Genomic DNA, 25,132 nt, shown 5'->3' with positions numbered 1-25,132 from the left:
TATTTTATGAAAACAACTAAGATAAAAAATTATTTATTGGCATTGGCTGCAAGTTCTGTTCTATGCTCATGCAACGAATCCAACTTTTTGAATGAAGTCAATCCTAACCGTCCCACAGACGCTACATACTGGCAGAGTGCTGATGACCTGGATGCCGCTATAGCAACTGTTTATAACCGAGTTCGCGCCAGTGTCTATGGCTATTACGGAGCATACAACTGTTTTCAGGCCCCTAACAATAGTTTAGCTGACGATATCTATACAACTGTCGGTGAAGAAAAGTTCACATGGGATTATGTTATATTCAATAACTCACCGGAAACAGACGGTAACCCTTGGGATTATTTATACACTGCAATACAACGCTCCAATGTACTCTTGAAAAATACAGGAGAAGACTGCCCCGTAAAAGATGAAATAAAGAATCCTATCCGTGGTGAAGCTTACTTCTTCAGAGGATTTAATTACTATCTGTTAGCGATTAACTATGGCAAGGCTATCATCCGTACGGAACCGGTCATTTCCACATTGGATATAGCAAAAGAAATGTCTTCTGCAGAAGAAGTTTGGGCACAGGCTGAAAACGATCTGAAAAAAGCGATCGAATTATTACCCGAAAGCCGTCCCGCTACTGAAAACGGACGTGTAACCAAAGGGGCTGCTATTGCTTTCCTTGGAAAGAGTTATCTGTTCCAGAAGAAATATGCAGATGCAAAAACAGAATTAGGAAAACTGATGCAGGCTCCTTATTCATACGATTTGATGGAAGATTATGCTGACAACTTCCGCGATGATACTGAATTTAATAAAGAATCTATCTTTGAATTGAACTACGACCAGTTCGGTGACGAATCCGGACGTTGGAACAGCGGTGAAGGTACAGATGCCAACATGGGTAATGTATTGGCCAACTTCTTTGGTCCGGACCTGCCTGCCAGTGGTGGTTGGTACAAAATGCAGCCTTCTGCAGCATTAGTAGATGAGTTCATAGCAGAAGAACGTCCTGCAGGATCTGATTCACGTTGGGACAAACGTATGTATACTACAATGTATTTCAAATATTCTGATTATAATGATACAAAAGCTGATGAAACATGGTACAATGATGTTGATTTCGACCCTATGTGGCAAGTTGCTTTAGGTAAAAAATTACTTGGAGGCAAACCTGATTATCCTACTATCGACGGAAAAGAAGGCCGTTTCCTTTTGAAAAAATACAGTGCATGGTGGAGTAAAAGTGGTTGCAGTTTCTATGGAGGTGAAACCACCTGGAGTTCCCGTAAAATGAACTATCGTGTTATGCGTTTTGCTGAAGTATTGCTAATGTATGCAGAAGCATGTGCTCAAACAAATGATATCGCAGGTGCTAATGCTGCACTGAAGCGGGTTCGTGACCGTGCCGGTCTAGCAGAAAAGACATTTGGAAGCCAGGCTGACTTGATGAAAGAAATTCAGCACCAGAATATGCTAGAATTAGTAGAAGAAAGTACACGTTGGTATTATCTGAAACATTGGTTCAATAACGATGAACTGAAAGCGTTCCTGGTTGACCAAAAAACACAGGGAGGCGCCAGCTTCACTGCTAAATACCGTTGGCTGCCTGTTCCTTTCCAGGAAATGAACAACAACAGTCTTTGTACTCAGACTGAAGGTTGGGAATAAATAATTAATAATACAAAAAAGGGAGAGAGTAAACCCTCTCCCTTTTTTCTTAAATCACCACTCCTATGAAACTCACTAAATACTTATTTACAGCTATAGTAATGCTCACTTGTCTTTCAGGATGTGACGAGGAAGAAACGATTATCAATACTAGTGGAGAGACTTCAAAAATACAAACATTTATTGAAGAGGGCAGTTTGTTAAAAGACATTGCCCACAATGATAACAATTACACGCTTACTTTTGAAACCGGGAGTATAGATATCCCAACCGACATCGTAGAGTCGGTCAACGAAAACTACGAGAAATGGAACACCGTTCTGACATTTAACAACAAGCAAGAAATTTCGATTCCTACTTTAGGGAAAAATATAAATAATGCGATTCAGACAGTCAAACTGAACCCATCCGGATATAATCCTTTGGCGGCTAATATATTTGCTGCCTTTCCGGTAAAAGGCCGTGCCAAAATTATCGTTCACGGTAAAGAAGGCAGCCACGGTACCATTGAATATCTTTTCAGTAATTATGGAGAAAACCAGAATCTGACCATTTTGGGATTATATCCGGATTATGAAAATACGATTAGCATTGTTATGACAGATAAAAACGGGAATGAACGCGCCCGCACACAGACGACAATAAAAACAAGCCCGTTGAATATCACAGCACTTCCAAGTTATATTAAAGTTAAGAAGGCTTTAATCGATAAAATGGAGCCGGGAATGGTCTTACTGAATGACCCGGGAGCAAGTGAAGCCGATACTTCATGCCCTTACATGCTGGATGCTGACGGAGAGATTCGTTGGGTATTGGACTGGCGCACCTCTCCGGATCTGTTACACATCGGAGCCCAATGCGGATTACACCGGTTGGAGAATGGTAATTATCTAGTTGGAGATGCAAACAATTACCAGGTAGCCGAAGTCAATATTCTGGGTGAAGTGGTCAGAAAATGGGATTTAAAAGCATTAGGATATAACTTTCATCATGAAGCGGTCATAGGAGAAAACGGCAAATTGTTAGTAGCCGTTACAAAAATGGATGCCACCTTAAATACAGGCCAGTCACGTATCTATGACCACGTTATTGAGATAAGCCCGAATGAAGGTACAATTACTCAGGCATGGGATCTGGCACAAATACTGGATTCAGCTCGTTATGCAGCAACAGATCCATCTTTGCCGGGAGCATCTTTCGGACAGACACAAGGTAACTGGGCGCATCACAATGCTGTACAATATTGGGGCGATGATATATTCGCATCTGCCCGCTTTCAGGGTGTTTTTAAATACCATAGAAATGGTGAATTAGCATGGATCATCAGTCCGCATAAAAACTGGCGTCCAGAATATAACAAGTATTTATTAAAGCCTTTAGATAAAAACGGTAATGAAATAACAGATCCACAAGTCATAAGCGGAGAAAAAAGCAGTCCGGATTTTGACTGGCCCTGGGGACAACATACACCTGTCATTATGCCGAATGGCCATATACTTGTTTTCGACAATGGTTACGCCCGCAATTATATATCAAAAGTATTCACCGAGCCTGGCCAATACAGTCGTATTGTCGAATATGAAGTTGACGAAACGAACAAGACAGTCAGACAGGTTTGGTCGTACGGAAGTGAACGGGAGGATTGTTATGCCGCTGCCATGTCGTCCGTACAATATTTACCGGAAACAAATCATGTTCTTTTCTGCCCGGGTATGGGAAACAAATTAAGCAATGGTACATATGGAGGACATATTATAGAAATTGATCCGCAAACAAATGAAATAGTTTTCGAGATGGAAATATGTACTAATTTCCATCGGGGTACTCGCCTTAGCCTTTACCCGGAAGGTATGTAACAGTCGAATGAAATTATATAAGCCATGAAAATTAGTTTTCAAAATAGAATTGAAGTTCTGCGTAATAAGCAGAAAGCTCTGTTGGAAAGGGAAAATCTGCTCGTAGTTGAAGATAATGGAATAATAACCCGCTATGCTTACCCAGTTGTAACAGCGAATCATATCCCATTAGAATGGAGATATGACCTAAATCCGGATACCAACCTATACTGTCTGGAGCGTATCGGGGTAAATGCCTGTATGAACTCCGGGGCGATAAAGTGGAAGGATAAGTATCTATTGATGGTCCGTGTAGAAGGTTGGGACCGTAAATCATTCTTTGCCATTGCCGAGAGTCCGAATGGGGTGGACAACTTCCGGTTCTGGGAACGGCCGGTCAACCTGCCGGACATAGACCCGGAGGAGACAAACGTATATGACATGCGCCTGACCGCCCACGAAGACGGTTGGATATACGGTATCTTTTGCAGCGAGCGCCATGATCCGGCTGCCGCTCCGGGTGACTTGTCATCAGCCGTGGCAAAAGCCGGAATTGTCCGCACAAAAGACTTGATTGACTGGGAAAGGCTACCGGACCTGAAATCAAAAAGCCAGCAGCGCAATGTAGTCCTTCATCCGGAATTTGTCGACGGGAAATATGCCCTCTACACTCGCCCGCAAGACGGCTTTATCGATGCCGGAAGCGGAGGCGGCATAGGCTGGAGCCTGATCGATGATATAACGAATGCATCTATTCTCTCTGAACAAATTATAGATAAACGCCACTATCATACTATCAAAGAGGTCAAGAATGGGGAAGGACCGCATCCTATCAAGACTCCGGCGGGCTGGTTGCATCTGGCCCACGGAGTCAGGGGATGTGCTGCCGGCTTGCGTTATGTGCTTTATCTGTACATGACGTCACTGGAAGATCCGACCAAAGTTATTGCACAGCCCGGAGGCTATTTCATGGCACCTGTCGGCGAAGAACGTACGGGGGATGTCTCCAACGTATTATTCTCCAACGGCTGGATTGCCGATGAAGACGGCAAGGTATTCATCTATTATGCATCTAGTGACACGCGGATGCATGTGGCAGTTTCAAATATACAGGTATTAGTCGATTATTGTTTGAATACCCCGCCCGATGGCCTCCGGTCTGCTGCTTCTGTAGCGCGGATCAATGAGTTGATTGACAAAAACAAACAATATAAGAGGGAATAAAACGTTCATACTTTATAAAGAAAGAATAAAACATACATTACCATGAAAATCTTCAAAGCGATCAGCCTGTTTTTCTTACTATTCACATTCTCTTTCAAGGGAATCGCCCAGGATACGAATCAGCAAACACTCAAAGTCATTTCTTACAATATCTGGAATGGATTTGAAAAGGATGCTGCTCGGAGAGCGCGTTTCGTCGATTGGATGAATGAGCAGAAACCGCAGATTGTGGCTTTGGAAGAACTCGTGGGATTTACAGAAAAAGACTTGTCGGAACTGGCAGCCTCTTACGGCCATCCGTATGTAGCCATCGTAAAGGAGGAAGGATATCCGGTAGGACTTACTTCCCGTCAACCGATCCGGGTGATCAAAAAGCAGGTCGAAGGCTTCTGGCACGGTATGTTGCATGCACAGACCTACGAGCTGGATATCATCGTTACCCACCTCAGCCCGTTCGAATGGGAATACCGGTTGAAAGAAGCGACTGCCATCACACAATATATTCGGGAAAACGAACTCAACGAGTGCCTGGTGATGGGTGATTTTAATGCTTATTCTCCTTTCGATGCCGACGAGGTTGAAACGCATACCGAGCTCAGAAAGAATATGCTGGGATGGGATAAGAAACACCCGGAATATGGAAATATGCGTGGTGAACAGTTCGATTACTCCGTCTTATCCCAATTCCTCTCCATCGGTTTTGCCGATCCTGTCAAGATGTTCGCCCCTGCCAACAAACGAATGTCATATCCCGCTGCCACTCTCTACGAATGGCAATGGGGCGATCCGCGTCTGAAAATGCTCGGTGAGCGCCTGGATTATATTCTGGTTTCTCCTTCCCTGGCTCCCCGATGCGTCCATGCATCCGTCCATAATGGAAAAGACCTGGAAGGAATTTCGGATCATTATCCGGTCAGTTTAATTTTTGAATTGCAACCGTAAGACTGTCCACACACACAGCTCCCAATATCCCGACGCCACCCTTGATATTATTGAACGCCCGGACCGGTTCTGCCAGTCCGACATCGGCCAGGTCATTATTCAAAGAACCTTCATACAAAGATATCAAAGCGGATAAATATCGATAATAAGGTTCAGATATGGCATATAGATACACTCTTGCGGAATCCGGCAGATCACTAGAGTCTCCATAATAATATGCATATGAACTTTCCTCCAAGGTCATTGTGTATTCTTTTCCATTTATCTGTTCATCCGAAAAAGGGCGACCATTATAACCCGATAACCAATCATTCCCCATCACCTTATCCAAAATAGAGATTTTATTTCCGAATAACGGCTCGGAAGCATAGTCGATATAAGCACGTTCCCACCTGTATTCTCCATTATAAACAGGAGGCTTAGTCCACCATTCTTCGTCATCATATTCCGGTATAGGTCTGGCTATCTGAAAATTGATCATATAGCAATTGACAGCATCAGGATCATCCTTGAAGGTCACCTTAAAGCGATTTTTTGTATCTTTGGAAGCATAGGGGTCATGCGCCTTAATTTTTTCTGCAGAAAAACTGAGCAGTGAAGGCCGGTCCGGAACGATCTCCTCGGCGACAACATCTTTAAAACCGTCTTTCGATGCTTCGATTCGGATCTTATCGCCTGAAACCGGATGATAAGAAGAAACATAATTACCTATAGAATAATATTCCGTTTCTTCTACATCCCAACTCATTGTTTCTACCAGACGGTCATTCACATATAAATCCACCTGGGCATCTTTAATAACGACATTCGGATTTTCATCCGTATAGAACCAGGTACGTGATAAAGAGGCTTTCAACTGTTCTCCCTGAGAGGCCACACTATTCAATACCAGCTTTGACTCCGGACGCAAATGCTCCAAATCAACCACTTTCGTACAGGAAGATGCCAACAGAACAAAATTCAGTAAGAAAAAATACTTTATACTCATTTTCATAACATCAGAATTTATATGTATAAGAAATAGATGGTATAATAGGCATTATACCAACAGTTTTAAATACCGGAACATATTTATATCCGTATGTACTATTCGAATCTTTCACTTCTTTATCGCTCTTATAGATCATGAACGGATTCATGCGTGAGTAGACATTGTAAATACTGATTGTCCAAATTCCCATACGCCCTTTCTTCTTCGGACGATAGATTTTCAATCCTAGGTCGAGACGGTGATAAGCCGGCAGCTGGTAATTATTGCGCCCTTCATAATAATCTATAGAGTTGTACAATAGATCATTTCCATATCCTCCCGTATAATCAAAACGTCCTCCTGTTTCCTGTTCTTCATAATTCTCAAGCGATAGTGTGACATGATTTCCTGAAGCATACGACCAGGCTGCAGATATTTCCACTTTCGGAGATATTTTATGCATTACTACAATATTCAGTTTATGCCGGTTATCGAAACGTGCCGGATAGCGTTCCCCCAGATTCAATTCATCAAACTTACGGTCGGCCCAGGAAAGACCATAACCGATCCATCCTGTCGTGCGCCCGGTTTCCTTGCGTACCATAAATTCAGTACCATAAGCACGTCCGTCGCCGGCAGTCAACTTATCTTCCCAATTCAGATAAGAAGGGGTAAAAGTATGTCCGTCACGATATTCCAGCAAATTATCCATTGTCTTATAATATCCTTCAACAGAAAAGCTGTAGGTTTTATTGAGATCATAATAAAAACCGGCAGAAACCTGATCACTGACTAACGGTTTCAATTTCCGTGTTACCGGCATCCAGGCATCAGTAGGCAAGCTGATGAAACTGTTACTGATCAAGTGTACATACTGGTTCATTCGTGAATAAGAAGCCTTGAAACTTAAATTGTCAGCCAGTAGCCAACGAAGAGACACACGGGGTTCAAGTCCGGTATATGTCTTTCCCTGCACATTGAATAGGCTGAAGCGCACCCCGGCATTTATGCGGACAGACGGTAACAAAGTCCAGTCATCTTCAGCAAAGACTCCGGCCTCATGTCCCCATAACAAATCGTTGGCGTACTCTTTATTAATTTCGGAAATAAAGCCTTGGCTTTTATCAAAGGAAGACGAATGATTGTATTCCGGGCGAAAACGATGTACCAGATAATCTCCTCCAAAACGGATATGATGTGAATGAACCGGTAGATAATCAAAAGAGGTACGTACTCCCAAGTCCATAATGCCGGTATTGGTAGTGTTTTCACTAAACCTTTCATAATAGTCGCTATCACCTTCTTTTCCTTCAAGATCATGATCAGTACTCCTCAATTTGGAATGATAGCGGGTAAAGACACCGGAAAACTTTCCGAACAAACGATTGTTGAACACATAGGTCCAACCGGTTGTTGCCATTATATTTCCCCAACGTAAGGAAACATCCGTATCATAATTATAACTGTCTTCCGGATGAGAGCTTGAAGGAAAATCGGAGCTTCCTCCCTTCAGCACGTCATTCCCGTTATACAAGCTGAAATACATACGGCTACGATCGTTAAATATATGATTCACTTTCAGGTTCAGATCATGAAAGGCATAACGTGCACGGGTACGGATGCCATTTTTCTTCGTAATCTTGTTAGCTATGGCAAGACCCGGAGCCGACAATACATCGAGCCAGGTACGGCGCAGAGATATATTAAAAGAGGTACGGTCTTTCACAATAGGTCCCTCGAAATTCAGATTACCGGAGATCAGGCCTAATGTGGCGCTCCCATGATATTCCTTCATATTCCCCTCTTTCATATGCACATCCACCACTGAAGAAAGCCTTCCGCCATAACGCGAAGGGAATCCCGATTTGAAGAAGTCCATGCCGCTGATGGCTTCCGGATTGAAAGCCGAGAAAATACCACCGATATGATTGATCTGATACACCGGATTACCGTCGATCAGAAACAGGTTCTCATCCACATTTCCGCCACGTACATACATACCGGCTGTTCCCTCCGTCCCTGACGATACACCGGGAGTCAACTGCAATGTCTTGATAATATCTGCCTCACCGAACATCACAGGTGTAGAGCGGATTGTCTGCTGGTTAATTTCCAACGCTCCCATCTGGGTACTTAATACAGACTGCTTACTGGTACTTTGTCCGGTCACAACCACCTCCTGCAAAGATGCTGAAGGTTCCAGTTCAATAGTCAGCACAGTGTCGCGTTCGAGACCAGTCAGATTATACAACCGACCGGTATAACCGATATAAGAGGCACGGATCGTAATATCCCCGCCGGGCAAGATCAGGCTAAAAAAACCGAAATTATTGGATGCCGTTCCTACACGGCTTCCGGATTCATAAACCGAGGCCCCGATCAGAGATTCGGCGGACCGTTTGTCTCGCACAAAACCACTGACCGTTACCTGCTTGGGTTTACGCTTCAGAACAACTATCCTTCCTGTCATCTTATACACCACCGGTAGATTGGCAAACAAACGTGTCAGACAATTCTCCAGTGCCTCATCATCCGCACGGAACGTAGTTTTCGGAAGCCCACTCAACAAAGACGATTCATAGGAAAAAGTTACTCCGGCCTGCTTCTGGATCTCATCCAGGATCTCCCGGACAGAAGCCTTCTGCATGTTCAACGTAACCTTCCGTGTTTCATCCACACCGTTTGTCTGGGCCTGAAGACCTGACAGAACGAAAATCATCATCATTACTACCAAGGTAACACGGGCAAACTGTTTTGCAGGGTATACTCTATTCATCTTGTTATTTGTTGATATCTACTAAATAGACAGTTTTTTTGTAAATACCCCTACTCATCCCCTCTTTTTTTCGTATCTTTGTGGAAGAGTTAGAGATAAATCATTATAGCACAGTTCTCCTTATTTATTTTAAGCAGGTCTCTCCTTTAATTATACTCCCGCTCCATTTTAGTATTCATCTTATAAAACAAAAGTTATATGGCTAGATCAATGACAGTTGATAAACGTGAAAATGAAAAAAAAAGACTCGCTAAACGAGCAGAAAAACAGAAAAAGAAAGAAGAAAAGAAATTAGCTCCCAAGGCTACCAGCTTTGAAGACATGATCGCCTATGTCGATGAAAACGGTGTGATCACCTCGACACCACCGGAAGAAAACACAAAAAAAGAGGAAATTAACCAGGAAGAGATTATGATATCGGTACCTAAAAAGGAAAAAGAAGAACCTGTCGTTCTCAAAGGGAAAGTAGACTTTTTCAATACTTCGAAAGGTTTTGGCTTTATCAAAGAACAGATAAGAGGTGACAGATACTTCTTCCATGTGAACAGCTTGCTTTCAAAAGTAGAGGAAGGCGATACCGTTACCTTCGACCTGGAACGTGGCCTGAAAGGCATGAATGCCATCAACATCACTTTGGAATAACTCTACTGCTACCACCACTCGTACGAAAGATCACCGAAAGGCATCGTTATGCGGCGAGTGGCAATCCGGTAGCCCGTTACAATACCAAATCCGCCGGCTACGTTCGAATACGTTTCAGTCGGTTCCAGCAAACCGTCCACATACGCATCTCCCAGTGAAATAGAGAAGTTACGGATCACTTTCAAATAATTGTGATAGGATTCCGAAACAGACATCAGATGGATATCATAATGTACTATCGCAGTTACCGTGTCCGTTTGCAGCGAACTCACAGGATAAAACGAGCTTGTCACCGTATATTCTTCTCCATCAAACATATCATCAGAGAATACACCCCGGCAATAAATGCCGTCGTTGATCTCTAAAGATGGGATTCCCGGCTGAAAGACAGGGTCGTCATATATCAGAGTGAAAGGGAAAGGATACGGAGCATCGAATTGATCACCGGAATCCTGCAGCGGTCTTCCGAAATTGTCGCAAAACGAACTTTCCCACATAATCTGATCTCCTTTATGATATTCGATCAGACGTTCTACTATCAACCGGTAATAATTTCGTTCAGAAGGCTTATCTTTAAATGTCACGTATAAGCGGAAATCGTATGATCCGGACGTTATAAAACGCCCTGTATCGATGGAAGCTATTTCCGTCTCCGCAGGAATAAACGTTTCTCCCCTCACCGGATCGAATCCCGGTGCCTCCGCTTCAAGTCTCACCTTATCACCGGTCTGCACATAACATCCCGGCAATTTGAACTGTCCCTTATATTCAAGGCTATCAGCCGGATTATCCGAGCGCGACATGGCTCCGCGAAACTGATCGTTCACGTATACATTGATCTTTACTCCTGTTTCCGGCAAATCATATTCGGGGACACTATCCATCAGAAACCAACTCTTCGACAGAAAAGCTGCAACTTCCTGATCAGGTGTTATGGAAGCGTTGAGCACCAGCACCGGAGAGACCGTATCGATCTTCAGTTCCACATCACGCGTACAAGCCATGCAGAACAGGAGCGACAACAGCGACAGCAGGGTAAACAATTCCTTTTTCATAACACTTAGAATTTATATGTATAGGAAACAGACGGTAAAAATAAGAAAAGAATGGATTGTTCCAAAAAGACTTCCTTCTTTCCTGTGTCATAATCCGTACGGTATTTTGTCCGGACTGAAAAGGGATTCGGATGACCATACGCATTACAAAGGCTCAAGTTCCAGACCCCCAATCGTCCTTTCTTTTTGTAACGATAGAAATTCAGTCCCAGATCAAGACGATGATAAGGGGATAGCTGGTAGTTATTACGTGAACTGGCGGCATAACCGATGTTATCATCCCCGATGATGAGAGACCCATTCTGCATATATCCATTATTCGTCTGTCCCCCACCTCCGTGGTAGAGTTGATCCTGGATCGTGATATGATTGCCGGAAGCAAACATCCAGGCAGCGGTCAACTCCACTTTACGCGACAGTTTATAAGTTGCCACCAAATCGATCTTATGACGGTTATCGTACTTGGATGGGAAACGGCGCCCTTTATTCACACTCTCGTCCGGAAAACGGCGATCGGACCACGACAGCGTATAACCGATCCAACCGGAAAGGCGGCCGGCTTTCTTCTGCGCCATAAACTCCACACCATACGCACGGCCATATCCAACGCCTACCCGCTCTTCCCAACGGGAATAATCCGTACCGACAGGAATGCGGTCTTTATAGTCGATCAGATGATTCATCCGCTTATAATATCCTTCTATGGAAAAATTATATTGCCTGTTCAATGTATAATAAAGGCCGGCTGTATATTGATGGGCATTCATCGGACGGATATTACGGGTAACAGGCACCCAGATATCCGTTGGCTGGCTGATATACGAGTTGGAAAGCAAATGGATATACTGGTTCATCTTGGTATAGGATAATTTGGCAGACAAACGACGGGCCAGCAAATAACGGGCAGACAAGCGGGGCTGCATGGAAAAATAGGTCTCCCCCTGCACATGGAAAACAGTTGCCCGCAGACCGACACTGGCTGTCAGACGTTCCATCACATGCATTTCCTCTTCTGCAAACAAAGACACTTCATGCCCGTGGATCAGCGAATTGGCATAGACAGTATTGGTTTCCTGCGATTTGACGGAATCTTTATACCAGCTCTTCATCGTATTCTGTTCCGGACGAAAGTTATGGAACAGATAATCTCCTCCGAACTTCAGACGGTGTTTTTCATGCAACCGGTAATCGAAAGAGGCACGCAGGCTGAGATCTTCCATCGCCGAACGGTAATGGCTTTCCTGACGGAATAGCTCCCGGTCCGTGCGGTTGGCAGAAAGCGTATAGCCTTCCTTATCCTGCCGTATATGCGAACGATAACGCGTATAGCCTGCCGTAAACGTAGCAAAGAGCTTGTTACTGAAGACATGGCTGATCCCAGCCGAACCGATCAGATTGCCCCAACGCCACTGGAAGTCTTGCCCCACACGTTCTTCTACATCTTTTTCCTCCCCGTTCAGATAGCTGTCGCTCCCCATATAGAAACTCATATAGCCACGCGTCCGGTCACTAAAGGAATGGTTCACTTTCGCATTCATATCAAAAAAATGGTAGCCGCCCTTGATCTTTTTCTCCTCCCCGTCATTGACCGCTTTCAACAACGGCCAGGTAATCAGTTCCATCCAGGTACGCCTCACAGACACATTGAAAGAGGATTTCCCTTTTATAATAGGGCCTTCCAAATTGCCACGCAACGCCAGCAGACCGACCGACAAATTACCATGATATTCATACCGGTCTCCGTCATTGGTCCGTACGTCTACTACAGACGAAAGCCTTCCCCCGTATTCGGCAGGAAAGCTTCCTTTATAAAATGTGGCATTTTTAACGGCGTCGGGATTGAAGGCGGAGAAGAAACCGAGCAGGTGGTTGGTGTGATACACCGGATTGCCATCCAGTAAAAAAAGGTTTCCGTCTGCATCACCTCCCCGGACATAGAGCCCGGTCATCCCTTCGGTCCCTACTGCAACGCCGGGAAGTCGTTGCAGGGTTTTCACCACATCTGTTTCTCCCAGCAGGGCAGGCATCGATTTGATGCGTTGCGCCGGGACATCCACGACCCCGGTCCGCGTGCTCAAGACTTCCGATCGGGGATTCAGTCCCTCCACGACCACCTCGCCCAATGCCTTTGTCGAGTGTAAAGGTATATCGATCAACGTATCACAAGTCAGATCGAAGGTTATCTCCTTCACTTCGAATCCGACAAAAGAGGCGCGCAGAATAACTTTTCCGGGAGGGAGCGTGATACTGTAAAAACCGTAATTATTGGTGGTCGTCCCACTCTTGGTCACACGCTCAATGACCGTGGCATTGATCAGACTCTCATACGAAACCGAATCGCGGACAAAGCCGCTGATCGTATACAACCGGGGCTTCCGCTTCAGGATCACGATCTGCCCTGTCAGCCGGTAGGTAACGGGCAAGGCGAAGAACAAGCGTTTCAGACAATAAGAAAGCGATTCGTCGTGCGCCTTAAAAGACATTTTGGGAAATTCGTCCAGCAAAGAAGATTCGTAAGAGAAAAAAACACCGGTCTGCTTTTCCAACTCCTGCAGGATCTCCAGTAAAGGGACCTGGCGCTTATCCATCGTAACCGTGGGTGTCGGTTCTACCGGCAGCTCAACAACAGCAGCCCTTTCTCCGGCTTTTACCTGAGAAAAAAGCATAAGAATCCCTGTCAGCAATATCCATATACGTCCCATAGGTTACTTATTTGGGGGATTCAGGGGCCAGGCGGGTATCGAGCGTCTGGTTAATAACCAATAAAACATCTTCCAGCGGAAGATCATTGAAAGTGGCCGTCAGCTTCAGATTCGGGTTTTCAGATTTATTAATTACTTTCACCTGATAATATTCGTTCAGATCGCCGATCACCTTTTCCAACGGGGTGTCATTGAATCGTAACTGTCGGGTTTTCCACGACAGCGTATTGAGATCTTCTTCCTCAACGACAGTGATTCCTTTACTTTCCATAGAGTATGATGCCGACATGCCGGCGGTTAATATCACTTTATCCGTTTCATTGCCGGTAGTACCGAAACTTACTTTACCGGTCATCACATTCACGTCAGTCCCTTCCGGTTGCTCATTTATCTGAAAACTGGTGCCCAGTACGGTGACTTCCGTCCGTTCAGTATAGACAGAAAAGGGGCGTGCTTCATTCCTCGTCACCTGGAAAAAGGCTTTTCCTTTCATCTCCACCACACGCCGCTCCTTTCCGTAAGATCTCGCATCATATCGAATGGAGGAATTTCCAGCCATCGAAATCAGAGTACTGTCAGGTAGGTAAACATCTTTTAGCTGTCCCGGGGTAGTCGTTACCGCTACCCATTCGGGGGAATTACGATCTGTTATATAATAAGTACTGAAACCAATGAGCAGTAATAAGACTGAAGCTGCAGCCATCCAGTAGCGGCGGAAAGAGACCGTACGGCGTACCTGATACCTGGAGGCAAACTGCTGCCAGGCTTTATCCGTATCCAAATGTCCTTCCTCGTAGTGTTTCGCTACGAAACGGATGCGTTCTTCCAGTTTATTTTCCTGCTCGTTGTTCATATATATTATTTTCCTAATTTAAATTTATAACCGACTGAGAGCGACAGGGTGTTGTAGTTGGAACCTATGCTTCGAACGGTATAGGAACTACCTAAAGAGCCATAGCTTTGTTTATAATTAGGACCTTCATCTCCTAATGAAAGTTCATATCCAACATTGACTACCCAATTCTGCACTTCGATACCAAACGAAGTTGTCAATCCCCAATCAAACGAATTCATATCTCTAAAAGGGTTGTTATCATGATTATACCCATGTTCTATATCACCATAACTATTTGCCCCTGCATAACTCATTTTTGTTTCCGGAGTTGGAATTGTGTATCCCCATGCTCCCCAACTCCAACTTTGAGAAATGGCAAGACCCGCATACATACCAACCCCCAAGTGCATGCGAACATTCTTCACTTTCCACGAAAAATCGGCCATCACCGGTAATTGCAAAAAGTGTTGCTTGAGACTTCCATTTTCAACCCTCAACTCAACCGCCTCCTCCGACGACCATTGGTTATACAAGCCATCTATATCATATCCTCGATTAGTATAAAACAAACCCGTTTTCAACCCAATCCATTCCGGTTTAAATTGATAGCCTATGCTCGCTCCCACTTTCAGACCCGGTTTCCAGGTTCCGTAGCCAACACGTTGAACGGCCGTCATACCTGCTTCCGGTGTCAAACTCCAACGGGATTGTGCACTCGCCATTCCGCCAATCATCCACACACTCAACATCATCAAAATAAGCTTTCTCATCTTCTTTATTCTTTAAATATAAACTTTAGCTATCTGCTTGCTTTTATTCTCTAGAATCTATACCCTACTGTAAAACTTACGGTATGATATTTTATACTTATATCATCATATCTATATTCTTTGTCCAGTCCCATGTCGTAAGAGACATTCAACGTAAAGCGTTTTACCTCAACACCGGCATTCAGCATAAGTCCCCAGTCAAAACGTTTGCGGAAATCACTTCCCTTGAACGTCCCCCAAGAGTCGGAATTCGTCAGATATCCTTTATCGGAGATTTCTCTATCCGTATATTTCGTCTTCCCTGAAATTCCATATGCCAGATATGGACCGACAGCCACATGCAACTTGACATCTTTGCCAATTTTCCAGTTAAAACGGGCCAGAATCGGTAATTGCAGATAATCTCTGCGAAAACTACTTTCCGACAAACTGATACCTTCTACCTTCATATCCATAGGGAACAATCCGCCATAGTCATTGAGAAAACCACCGCCCCCCATGTAACCGCCATAATATCCCCAATCATCAGAGCCACCATAACCCAAATATTCCGGAGCGAAATAAAGATAACGGTTCTGTTCCTTGCCGTCTTTATCAATCACTTTACCATAGGCCGTTCCGAAAGATGATTTCCCTGTTCCCCGCTGTACATAATACAGGCCGGATTGGATTGAAAACAATCCTGAACCAAACGTATAACTAACGGCTGCACCGGCTTTAAAACCAATAGCGGCAGGCGAATTTTTATACTTCGTCACATTCATTCCGGCCTCAGGAGTTACAGACCATTGTGCACTAACATTCGTCACACACATCAACATCATCATCAACAACACACAAGAAATAATCTTCTTCATCATCATTACTCTCTTTCTTAGTGAAACAAAATATGTAATACCTTTTGTCTCTAAGACAGAGCTGCCGGGAAAAACCCCTACTCCGATTCAATATTTTTTATTCGGTCACGCCAGACCGAACAGAAAGTTATAGATACGCACAGCCGTTTCACGCAAAGCTTTCAGAGCTTTACCCATCTGATTCTCAACTGTCTTTATTGAAATATTCAGTTCTTCGGCGATCTCCTGATATTTCAGTCCGTCGCGTTTGGAAAGTAAAAAGATTTTTTTGCGTTCGGGCGGTAAGCCGTCAATAGCCGTCCACAGGCGGGCATCTCTTTCGGCATTGTACATCTGCTCTTCTTCGGAAGAGTCTTCCAGATCCGGGAACTCATCGGTTGTCTGCTGATCGACCGGCTGTGTCACCAGCGACAGCGAACGATTGCGCACCGCCTGATACATATAGGATTTTAGATTTTCAATCAATGCACCATTGATATTCTTATCCCATACATCGGCAAAGGCTTGCTGTACAATATCCTCCGCATCATCTACCCGTTCTGTAAAACGGAGTGCAAACAGACACAGGGGCTTATACAACTCCCTGAAATATGTCTCAAACTCTCCGTTGGAAATGGCTGCCATACGTTTGTTATCTGTAACTATTCCCCGCAAAGTAAAGCAGTTTTCCCGACAATCAGATAAAAATTCAACTTCTTTATCACATATTTAATAAAAAGAAAGAGGTCGTCCCTTTCGAAACGACCTCTTTTTCTATCTTTCTGTAAACAATATCAATACGGACGGAAACCGATAATCTCACGCACTTCTGCCAAAGTTTTGGCTGCGCTGGCGCTGGCTTTTTCAGCTCCCATACGGGCTACCTTCTCCATGTACTCTTCGTTGGCACGAATATCCAGGATACGTTCACGGATCGGGGCGCAGAAATTGTTGATGTCTTCGGCTAACTGCTTTTTCATATCGCCGTAACGGATTTCACAAGTATTGTACTTTTCGTTGAAGTAATCGTATGTATCTTTTGTCGATACGATATCCATCATGGCGAACAGGTTGGCGATCGGTTCCGGCTTCACGCTGTTCGGTTCCGTAGGACCGGCATCGGTTACCGCTTTCATTACCTTTTTCTTGATCGCTTTCTCATCGTCGATCAGGTAGATCGCATTCCCTTCACTCTTACCCATCTTACCCGAACCATCCAGACCCGGCACTTTTACAGCCTTCTCTGTCAGGTGGAAAGAAGCAGGTTCCGGAAAGAAATCCACTTCATAGGTCGAATTGAAGCGACGGGCGAAACGACGCGCCATCTCCATATTCTGTTCCTGGTCTTTTCCTACCGGCACTTTCAGAGCCTTGTGGATAATGATATCGGCAGCCATCAACGTCGGATAAGTCAGCAAACCGGCATTCACGCTATGTTTGTTTCCTTCATTAAAAATTTCCCGTTCAACGTCACCTTCTTCGGTATTCACACGGTCGATATGCAGTTGTTGACGCGCTTTATCCTTGAATGAAGTCGTACGCATCAATTCACCGATACCGGCATTCATATTGAGGTAGAGATACAGTTCGGCCACTTCGCGAACGTCACTCTGTATATAGATGGTAGCCTTCTCCGGATCGATGCCGCAAGCCAGATACTCAGCCAAAATCGTCTTTGCACTTTCGCGGATGTTTGCCGGACGCGGATGCGTAGTCAAGGAGTGCCAGTCTGCAATAAAGAAAAAGCAATTATACTCATTCTGCATTTGCAGAAAACTCTTTACTGCTCCGAAGTAATTCCCCAGATGCAAATTACCTGTTGGCCTGATGCCACTTACTACTGTTTCCATTTCTAAATTCTTTATTTTATTCAAACAGTCGCAAAGATAGTAATTTTAGAATACAAATCCGTTCCAAAAAGCCGAATTGTCTTTCGTTTCTACTTGCTCCAAAGACATTTGCTTACGCAGTTTTTGGATGATCTTGCCGTATTTTTTCTCTCCTGCCAAATTATTCATCTCCCAGGGATCGTTCTTCAGGTTGAACAACTGGGTCGTACGTACGCCTTTTACATTATATTCGCACAACTTCCATTCACCGTCGGATACGGCACGCTGGTTGTCCATATAACTGTAATACAGGTAATCCCGCACCGGCTTATCCTCATTTATCGCAGGAACAAGGCTCACACCGTCCACCGAAGAAGGAATATCCGTACCGACCATCTCGCACACGGTCGGGAAAACATCGATCAGATAACAAAGCTTATCGCTGATCTTTCCCTGGGTATTACTTCCCGCACTCTTGATCATCAAAGGGATACGCACGCTATGTTCGTACACGTTTTGTTTTCCCATCAGACCGTGTTGTCCGACAGCCAACCCGTTATCGCCGGCAAAGATAATGATCGTATTTTCGTATTCGCCGGTTTCTTTCAAAGCCTTGATGATATCGCCTACACGACGGTCTACATGCGTAATCATCGCATAGTATTCCGTGATATGCTTTTTAATTTCGTCCGGCACACGCGGAATGGCAGCCAACACCTCGTCGCGGATCACCAGCTCGCCGTTGTCGAACGGATGCTTATCCATATAGTTCGGAGGCAACTGGATATTATCCCGGTCGTACTGACGCATATATTCGTCGGGCATCGTACGCGGATCGTGCGGTGACATATAGGCTACGGAAAGGAAGAACGGCTTGCCGGCATCTTTTTGCTTTTCAATATATTCGACGGCATCTTCCGTAAAGATATCCACCGAATGCTTACCGGAATACATATATTCCCCCACTTCATAAGTCACCTCATTGCTCTTTCCCCAATTCTTAACGACCGGACGTTTCTTGCCATAATTGCCATCCGCGTTGTAATCGTAGAGGGGGACATTCCAGTGGTCATACATTCCACCGAAATAAATGCCTTTTGCATCATTGAAACAACGGTTCATTGCCGCATATCCGTTATGCCATTTACCGGTATGGAAAGCGTTATATCCCGCCTGTTGCAAAGCCTCGCCAATCAATGTATGATCATCGGGCACAGTCGCACCCTGCTTTTCCAGCGTATACAGATATTTACCCGTCATCAGCATGGCACGGCTCGGCATACTGACAGCGCCGGAAGTTCCACCCATAATATGAGCATTGGAAAAGACGGTACTTTCAGCAGCCAGCTTATCCAGATTCGGTGTATGTACCTCTTCCACACCCAGGAAATTCATGGCAGAACCACGCATATCGTCAGCCAATATAAGGATAACGTTCGGATTTTTGTCTGCGGCCAGCAAACTCGTTACCGACAGCATGGCAGTACTTAATAAGGTTAATTTCTTATTCATAAAAATTTTGTTTATTAATTTGCTTTTTTATCACCTGATTATTCTTTACGGGAATAGCATTGCTGAAAGTGTTTCATCCCAATGAAACAAGTGTTTCTCCTAGATGAAACAACTGTTTCACTAGGGTGAAACACTTTTTATCTTGCAAGCAGTTCATGCCCATGCAGGCATTGGTAAAAAATGCGTCCCCCAGGATCTTGCCGACTGTCTCAAGGAGTAACCGGATTCACCCGGTAGCTATTTCCGGCAACCGTAGCAAAGGTTGTTTCGAAGTATTCTTTCCCGTTGGAAGTAACCGGAGAAGAAGTTGCAACCTCTTTACCGCCCTCTTTGACCGTGACAGGAACCGAAGTTCTCAACCGGCACTCGTTACCGCTTCCGGAAAGGATTGTCGCTTCCGACAAACGACCTTGTTTCCAGTTCATGGCTACTTCAAAATTACCACGTGCTTTCAGACCCGATACGGTCCCTTCGCTCCATACATCCGGGAGGGCAGGCAACAGCTGTACGAAACCGGCATGGCTTTGCAGCAGCATTTCGACAACACCTGCCGCATAGCCGAAGTTTCCGTCGATCTGGAAAGGAGGACAGGCATCCAGCATGTTACTATATAAACCACCGCCATTTCTTTTCTTCGGTCCGAACTGAACCGGATTAAATAAATTCTTAATGATCGTATACGCATGATTACCGTCCAGCAAACGTGCCCAGCAATTGATCTTCCATCCCATCGACCAGCCGGTAGCAGCATCACCTCGCAAATTCAAGGTCTGTTCTACAGCTTTAAACAGCTCTGGAGTTCCGTCGGGAGTGATTTGATCGCCGGGATAGAATCCGTACAAATGAGACAGATGACGGTGTTGCGGATCTTGCTCCTTAAAATCATACATCCATTCCTGCAATTGTCCCCGGCTACCAATCTGATAAGGAAGCAATCGGGCTAATTTACTTTCAAGTTCAGCCCTCAATTCCGTATCCACCCCAAACATTTCAGACATTTTGATCGTACGTTCAAATGTTTCACGTATGATCGCCATATCCATTGTCGGTCCCATGCTCAAAGCGGTTGTTTCTCCGTCGGGCGTTACAAACCAATTCTCCGGAGAAACACCGACAGGAGTAACCAGATGTCCTTCGCCATCGTCGATCAGCCAGTCGGCATAAAATTCGGCAGCCCCTTTAGTAAGAGGATAAGCCGTATTCTTCAAAAACTCTTTGTCACCCGAATAAAGGTAATGTTCCCATAAATGACTGCAAAGCCATCCCTGTACCATCGGCCAAAAAGAAGCGGAAGGGACATTATCGTTCGGAACTGATTCACGCCAAAGAGATGTGTTATGATGAGCGACCCAACCCCGTCTACCGTACATATTACGGGCAGTTTCAGCGCCGGTTTCAGATAATTCCTTTATCATTTTGAAAAGAGGTTCCTGGCATTCCGGTAAGTTTGCGGTCTCTGCCATCCAGTAGTTCATTTCGAGATTGATATTCTGCGTATAGCCACAGTTCCAGGGTGGAACGATCTCTTTATTCCAGATTCCCTGTAAATTTAACGGCTGACCGCCCGGACGTGAGCCGCTGATCATCAGATAACGTCCGTACTGGAACAATAGGGCAGCCAAAGCCGGATCCGCTTTCTCATCAAAACGGATTATCCGTTCGTCGGTAGGCAAAGCCAGTTGCTCCGGATCTGATTTCAGATCGAGTTTTACACGATCGAACAGATTACGGTAATCAGTAAGATGTCTCTTCTTTAGTTCTTTATAAGTATATGCAGTTGCCTTATCGAGGATAGCAGCGGCTTTTGCAGCCGGATCTACACCTTCCAGGCTGGGACTTTTATCATATCCGTTATAGCTCGTAGCCAGACTCATGACAAAATACACTTCGTCTGTTTGACTGATATGTATGCCTGAATCGGTGATTTCGCAGGTTCCCCCTGAAGGCAATATTGGTTTGAGCTGTGCTTCAAACAACATTCCTTTATTATCTATCTCATCTCCGTATAATACACGTTTATCGAATTTCCGGTTACCTTTTTCATCATACAATTCAGGATGCTTGTGCTGGTCGCCCCAATTTTCCATCTGTTCAAAAGTACGGCGTTCCACATAGCCGGGAGCTTTTCCCTGCACAATCAGACGATCGTCTTTACTTTTCTGCACGGCAGTAGGATGCTCCGATGTAAAATCAAGCGTAATATCGATTCCTTCCGGATTATCGCTTTTCAGGCAAACGACAATCACATTTTCCGGGTTCGAAGCAAAAACCTCACGTTCATAACGAATGCCGTTCTGAACATATTTCGTGCTTGCTATTGCATCCGATATATTCAAATCACGTTTGTATTCACTGACTTCCCCGGTTTTGTTATTCTGAATATGAAGATCAGCAAATGGTTGATAATACTGATGCAAACGTCCCAACCAGTTTTTACATACCAGATCGGTTGCTTCTTTGTATCTTTCTTTCCGCATCAGTCCGACCACTTTGTCAAACATCTCCGGAGTAACTTTTATATCTTTGAAAATCACTGAAGGTTCACCGCTATAAAGGGTATTTTCATTCAATTGCAATTGTTCCGAATCGACTCCTCCAAACACCATTGCACCCGCATGGCCGTTACCGATAGGGAGCGCTTCGTTCCAGTTTCCTGCCGGTTTGTCATACCATAAAGTTAATGGTTTCTCCTTTGGTGTTTTCGCACACGCAAGGAGTAGAAACAAACACATAAAATAAGATAATACTCGCATAATCATGGATTTAGAATTAGATTATAAAAAAACAATGTCTCCGGAAGACAAAAGTAATTGTTTTCCGGAGACATCAAAAGTTTTTTTATCTTTTTCAATCAGAGCAGGTCAAATTCTGCAATGGCTACCACCTTACCGCCTGCAGCTATTTCCGTTGCTTCCACACGGACATAACGGGCAGATACCGGTTTCTTGAAATAATGATAGCGTTTGCTCGGGTCATTGATCAGGTTGCCGAACTCGAAGCGTTCCACCTCTTTCCAGGTTTTTCCGTCGTTGCTGACCTTAATAACGCCTTTCGCCATCATACCATCCGAGTTTCGGGTTTGAGGTGTATAGGCAAAGCCATTCAGAGTCTGTGGGGAACCGAGGTCGACTGCCAGGTAAAGAGGCAATGTACCTTCTTCCGATTGCCAGTATGTTTCCGCTTTAGCATCGAAGGCAGCTGTTGCCGGGCGACGTTTAGTTTCACTGCTTGCTCCGACCAGCTTCCAGTCTTTCTTGGCAAGTCCGAGACGTTCACTGTGTACAGCTCCTTTTTCACCTTTCAGGATAGCGACCGCTTTCAACTCACCACGATTCACTTGGATCGGTTCTTTATATTCAGTGGAAGTTGCACCCGGCTCCGTACCGTCAGTCGTATAATAAATAGTATATCCGACATTCAGGTTTCCTGCCGCATTCTGTCCATGAGGATTCCAGCCAAAGTCCTGTAATTTAGGTTCTATCGTTACCAGTCCGTTCACATCCTGTTTAAAACTCAACTGAGGTGGACGGGATGTATAATAATGGGCGGAAACATGGCTGAGGGCTGGTGTCAGACGAGATTCCAACAAACGGAAACGAAGTTTACCGGTCGTCACTTCCGGAAAGCGGAGGATACGTTTGTAACCGATATTGGTAGAAACCGTTATTTCTTTCCATGCTCCGTCGATCCAGGCATCTACAGCAAATTTCTCTACCCGCTCACTATAGGTCGCAACTGCTTCCTGCAACATGATACGGTTTATTGTAACGGGTGAAGGGGTTGTAATAACAAACTCCTTGTTTGCATCGTCCAGTAATAAATAAGTATCTTCCTTGCCGTCGAGCAGTTGTTTCGGTCCCTGTGCGCCGTTCAGCAGATCAGTTCCGTAAGTTTCCCGAATACGTTTTCCAGTCTCTACCAACGCTTTGACATCCGCCGGCGAGAATTTACCGTCGCGGTTGGGAGGAATATTCAACAGGAAAGTGGAGTTACCTCCGACGGCACGTTCATAAATATCGAATACGTCATCGGCACTTCTGACTTTCTGGTGCGTATCATCGCGGTAGAACCAGCCTTCACGGATGGACGTATTGGTTTCTGCCTGCTGGTAATGCAGGAATTTTCCCTCATATAACTTTTCACGGGCACCGAGCACCGGATCTGTCATATCGGCAAAATGACTCATCGTATCCGGATTTGCCTGATAAGGAATAACATTCCATTCTGTCGGGCGGGTTCCTCCGGCTTCGTTTCCACACCAGCGAACGCCTTCGCGACCAAAAATAACGGCTTTCGGAGCGAGTGTATGGATCAGTTCTTTCCAGGCATGGTAATTGTACGTCTGACCGCCTTTCCGTTTCGGGTGGGCACCGTCAAACCAAACTTCGTGTATGGGTCCGTATTCGGTCAGCACTTCAAACAGTTGGTTCAGGAAATACTCGTTGTAGTCATCCACCACAAATTCAAACTTTGTCTTATTGGCAAATGGTCTGCCGGGCACTTCCCGAGGGATTGTCCGCTTGGTGTATTTACTCAGATTTCCGTATAATCCGTCCGGACTTTCAATCTGGAACAGGTCGGCGGGAGAGAGATAAACTCCCAGTTTCAGCCCATATTTCTGACAGGAAGCAGACAGTTCTTTCAGGATATCTCCCTTGCCTCCTTCAAAGCCGGACGACATAATACCGTGTTTCGTATAACGGCTCTGCCATAAGACAAACCCGTCATGGTGCTTCACTGTTATGATCACCATCTTCATCCCGGCAGCTTTCATTGCTTCACACCACTGATCGGTATCCAACTCCTTCAAATCGAACACCTTCGGATCTTCCATGCCGTTCCCCCACTCCATCCGGGTAAACGTATTCGGCCCAAAATGGATAAAAGCAATAAATTCATTCCGCAAAGCATCCAACTGATTCGGAGTCGGCACGACATGCGCTGCCTTCTCAATAATCACTTCATGGCTATCGCCGGGTTCGATCTTGATCGTGTTTTGGAAAGCTATTCCTTTATCCTGCCCGTGTATCGGAACGGAAAGGAGCGCTGCCCCCAATAAAATAAAAACAGACTTTTTCATGGCTTATTATGATTTGAAATTAATAAGTGTTCTTTATTTATTTCGTTTAAATGTTCAAAAATACAGTATTAACGGCTGCAAGAAAAAGATTTAAGGGAAAATCTACGCAAACGTTTGCGGAAAGTCCAAAGGGATATAAAAAATCCCGGATAACAAAAACGTTACCCGGGATACATACTTATCGCTGATTATTATAACTTATTCCATCCAACTCAACTGCTTCCAGACTTCCGGTCCGTCGTTCTTCTGCGGAGCACCCGGAGTACTGCGCCCCTCCTTCACATATTTGATCATCAGGTCTTTCAATTCTTTTACTACTTCAGGGTGTTCGGCATATACATTATTTTTTTCTGCCGGATCGGTCTTCATGTTGTAAAGCTGAACTGAAGGTAATGTTTTGATCATCTCATCATCTTTTTTCGGTTTCGGGAAACTCCAACCACCGGAACTCGGTGATAATAA

At 44.7% G+C, this 25,132-nt stretch carries 17 protein-coding genes and 1 pseudogene; 5 read left to right on the top strand and 13 right to left on the bottom strand.

Annotated elements, in window-relative coordinates; all coding sequences use genetic code 11:
* Nucleotides 1-6: 6 nt before the first annotated feature.
* The 4 genes from DXD68_RS19610 to DXD68_RS19595 all read left to right on the top strand — a co-directional run bounded on the left by DXD68_RS19610 (nt 7) and on the right by DXD68_RS19595 (nt 5,663).
* Nucleotides 7-1,662 carry a RagB/SusD family nutrient uptake outer membrane protein gene (locus DXD68_RS19610; RefSeq protein ID WP_158585913.1) on the top strand — a complete coding sequence of 552 codons (1,656 nt, stop codon included), beginning with the start codon at nt 7-9 and terminating at the stop codon, nt 1,660-1,662.
* A 65-nt stretch (nt 1,663-1,727) separates the two neighbouring features.
* A complete protein-coding gene (locus tag DXD68_RS19605) occupies nt 1,728-3,518 on the top strand; it encodes an aryl-sulfate sulfotransferase (protein WP_122363184.1) in 1,791 nt (596 codons plus the stop codon).
* Between the two features lie 24 nt (nt 3,519-3,542).
* The gene (locus DXD68_RS19600) at nt 3,543-4,721 is read left to right on the top strand and encodes a glycosidase (protein WP_122363183.1); all 1,179 of its coding nucleotides are present in this window, start codon (nt 3,543-3,545) and stop codon (nt 4,719-4,721) included.
* Nucleotides 4,722-4,763: 42 nt separating this feature from the next.
* Nucleotides 4,764-5,663, top strand: a complete 900-nt coding sequence (locus DXD68_RS19595; protein ID WP_122363182.1) for an endonuclease/exonuclease/phosphatase family protein — start codon at nt 4,764-4,766, stop codon at nt 5,661-5,663.
* Here DXD68_RS19595 and DXD68_RS19590 read toward each other — a convergent pair.
* Complete coding sequence (locus DXD68_RS19590) at nt 5,635-6,657, bottom strand: DUF4249 domain-containing protein (RefSeq protein WP_122363181.1); 1,023 nt, start codon at nt 6,655-6,657, stop codon at nt 5,635-5,637. The two genes, DXD68_RS19595 and DXD68_RS19590, sit on opposite strands and share 29 nt — an antisense overlap.
* Nucleotides 6,658-6,661: 4 nt before the next feature.
* Nucleotides 6,662-9,409 (bottom strand): TonB-dependent receptor, encoded by a 2,748-nt coding sequence (locus DXD68_RS19585; RefSeq protein WP_122363180.1) that lies wholly within the window; start codon nt 9,407-9,409, stop codon nt 6,662-6,664.
* A 198-nt stretch (nt 9,410-9,607) separates the two neighbouring features.
* Between DXD68_RS19585 and DXD68_RS19580 the strand changes: the two genes are divergently transcribed.
* Entirely contained in the window at nt 9,608-10,051 is a 444-nt protein-coding gene (locus tag DXD68_RS19580; protein WP_122363179.1) for a cold-shock protein, read from the top strand.
* An 8-nt stretch (nt 10,052-10,059) separates the two neighbouring features.
* Here DXD68_RS19580 and DXD68_RS19575 read toward each other — a convergent pair whose 3' ends face one another.
* From DXD68_RS19575 to DXD68_RS24585, 11 genes and pseudogenes are all read right to left on the bottom strand, one after another.
* A complete protein-coding gene (locus tag DXD68_RS19575) occupies nt 10,060-11,106 on the bottom strand; it encodes a DUF4249 domain-containing protein (protein ID WP_122363178.1) in 1,047 nt (348 codons plus the stop codon).
* Nucleotides 11,107-11,111: 5 nt separating this feature from the next.
* Entirely contained in the window at nt 11,112-13,808 is a 2,697-nt protein-coding gene (locus DXD68_RS19570) for a TonB-dependent receptor (protein WP_122363177.1), read from the bottom strand.
* 7 nt (nt 13,809-13,815) lie between these two features.
* Nucleotides 13,816-14,661, bottom strand: a complete 846-nt coding sequence (locus tag DXD68_RS19565; protein WP_122363176.1) for a FecR family protein — start codon at nt 14,659-14,661, stop codon at nt 13,816-13,818.
* Between the two features lie 5 nt (nt 14,662-14,666).
* On the bottom strand, nt 14,667-15,413 hold the full coding sequence (locus tag DXD68_RS19560) for a porin family protein (RefSeq protein WP_122363175.1): 747 nt from the start codon (nt 15,411-15,413) through the stop codon (nt 14,667-14,669).
* Between the two features lie 50 nt (nt 15,414-15,463).
* Entirely contained in the window at nt 15,464-16,270 is an 807-nt protein-coding gene (locus DXD68_RS19555) for a porin family protein (protein WP_233577245.1), read from the bottom strand.
* A 105-nt stretch (nt 16,271-16,375) separates the two neighbouring features.
* Nucleotides 16,376-16,894, bottom strand: coding sequence for an RNA polymerase sigma-70 factor (locus DXD68_RS19550; protein ID WP_122363173.1), 519 nt, complete (start codon nt 16,892-16,894; stop codon nt 16,376-16,378).
* 149 nt (nt 16,895-17,043) lie between these two features.
* Nucleotides 17,044-18,099, bottom strand: coding sequence for a tryptophan--tRNA ligase (gene trpS, locus DXD68_RS19545; protein WP_122363172.1), 1,056 nt, complete (start codon nt 18,097-18,099; stop codon nt 17,044-17,046).
* Between the two features lie 45 nt (nt 18,100-18,144).
* Entirely contained in the window at nt 18,145-19,590 is a 1,446-nt protein-coding gene (locus DXD68_RS19540) for a sulfatase-like hydrolase/transferase (RefSeq protein WP_122363171.1), read from the bottom strand.
* A 209-nt stretch (nt 19,591-19,799) separates the two neighbouring features.
* A complete protein-coding gene (locus DXD68_RS19535) occupies nt 19,800-22,349 on the bottom strand; it encodes a glycosyl hydrolase family 95 catalytic domain-containing protein (RefSeq protein ID WP_410510733.1) in 2,550 nt (849 codons plus the stop codon).
* 92 nt (nt 22,350-22,441) lie between these two features.
* Entirely contained in the window at nt 22,442-24,670 is a 2,229-nt protein-coding gene (locus DXD68_RS19530) for an alpha-L-fucosidase (RefSeq protein ID WP_122363169.1), read from the bottom strand.
* A gap of 198 nt (nt 24,671-24,868) precedes the next feature.
* Nucleotides 24,869-25,132: pseudogene (locus DXD68_RS24585) on the bottom strand (arylsulfatase); the annotation flags it as partial.

The organism is Parabacteroides sp. TM07-1AC, assembly GCF_003480915.1.
Lineage (GTDB): Bacteria > Bacteroidota > Bacteroidia > Bacteroidales > Tannerellaceae > Parabacteroides > Parabacteroides chongii.
The sequence above is the reverse complement of the archived record's forward strand: the minus strand, read 5'-3'. Positions and strand labels throughout refer to the sequence as shown.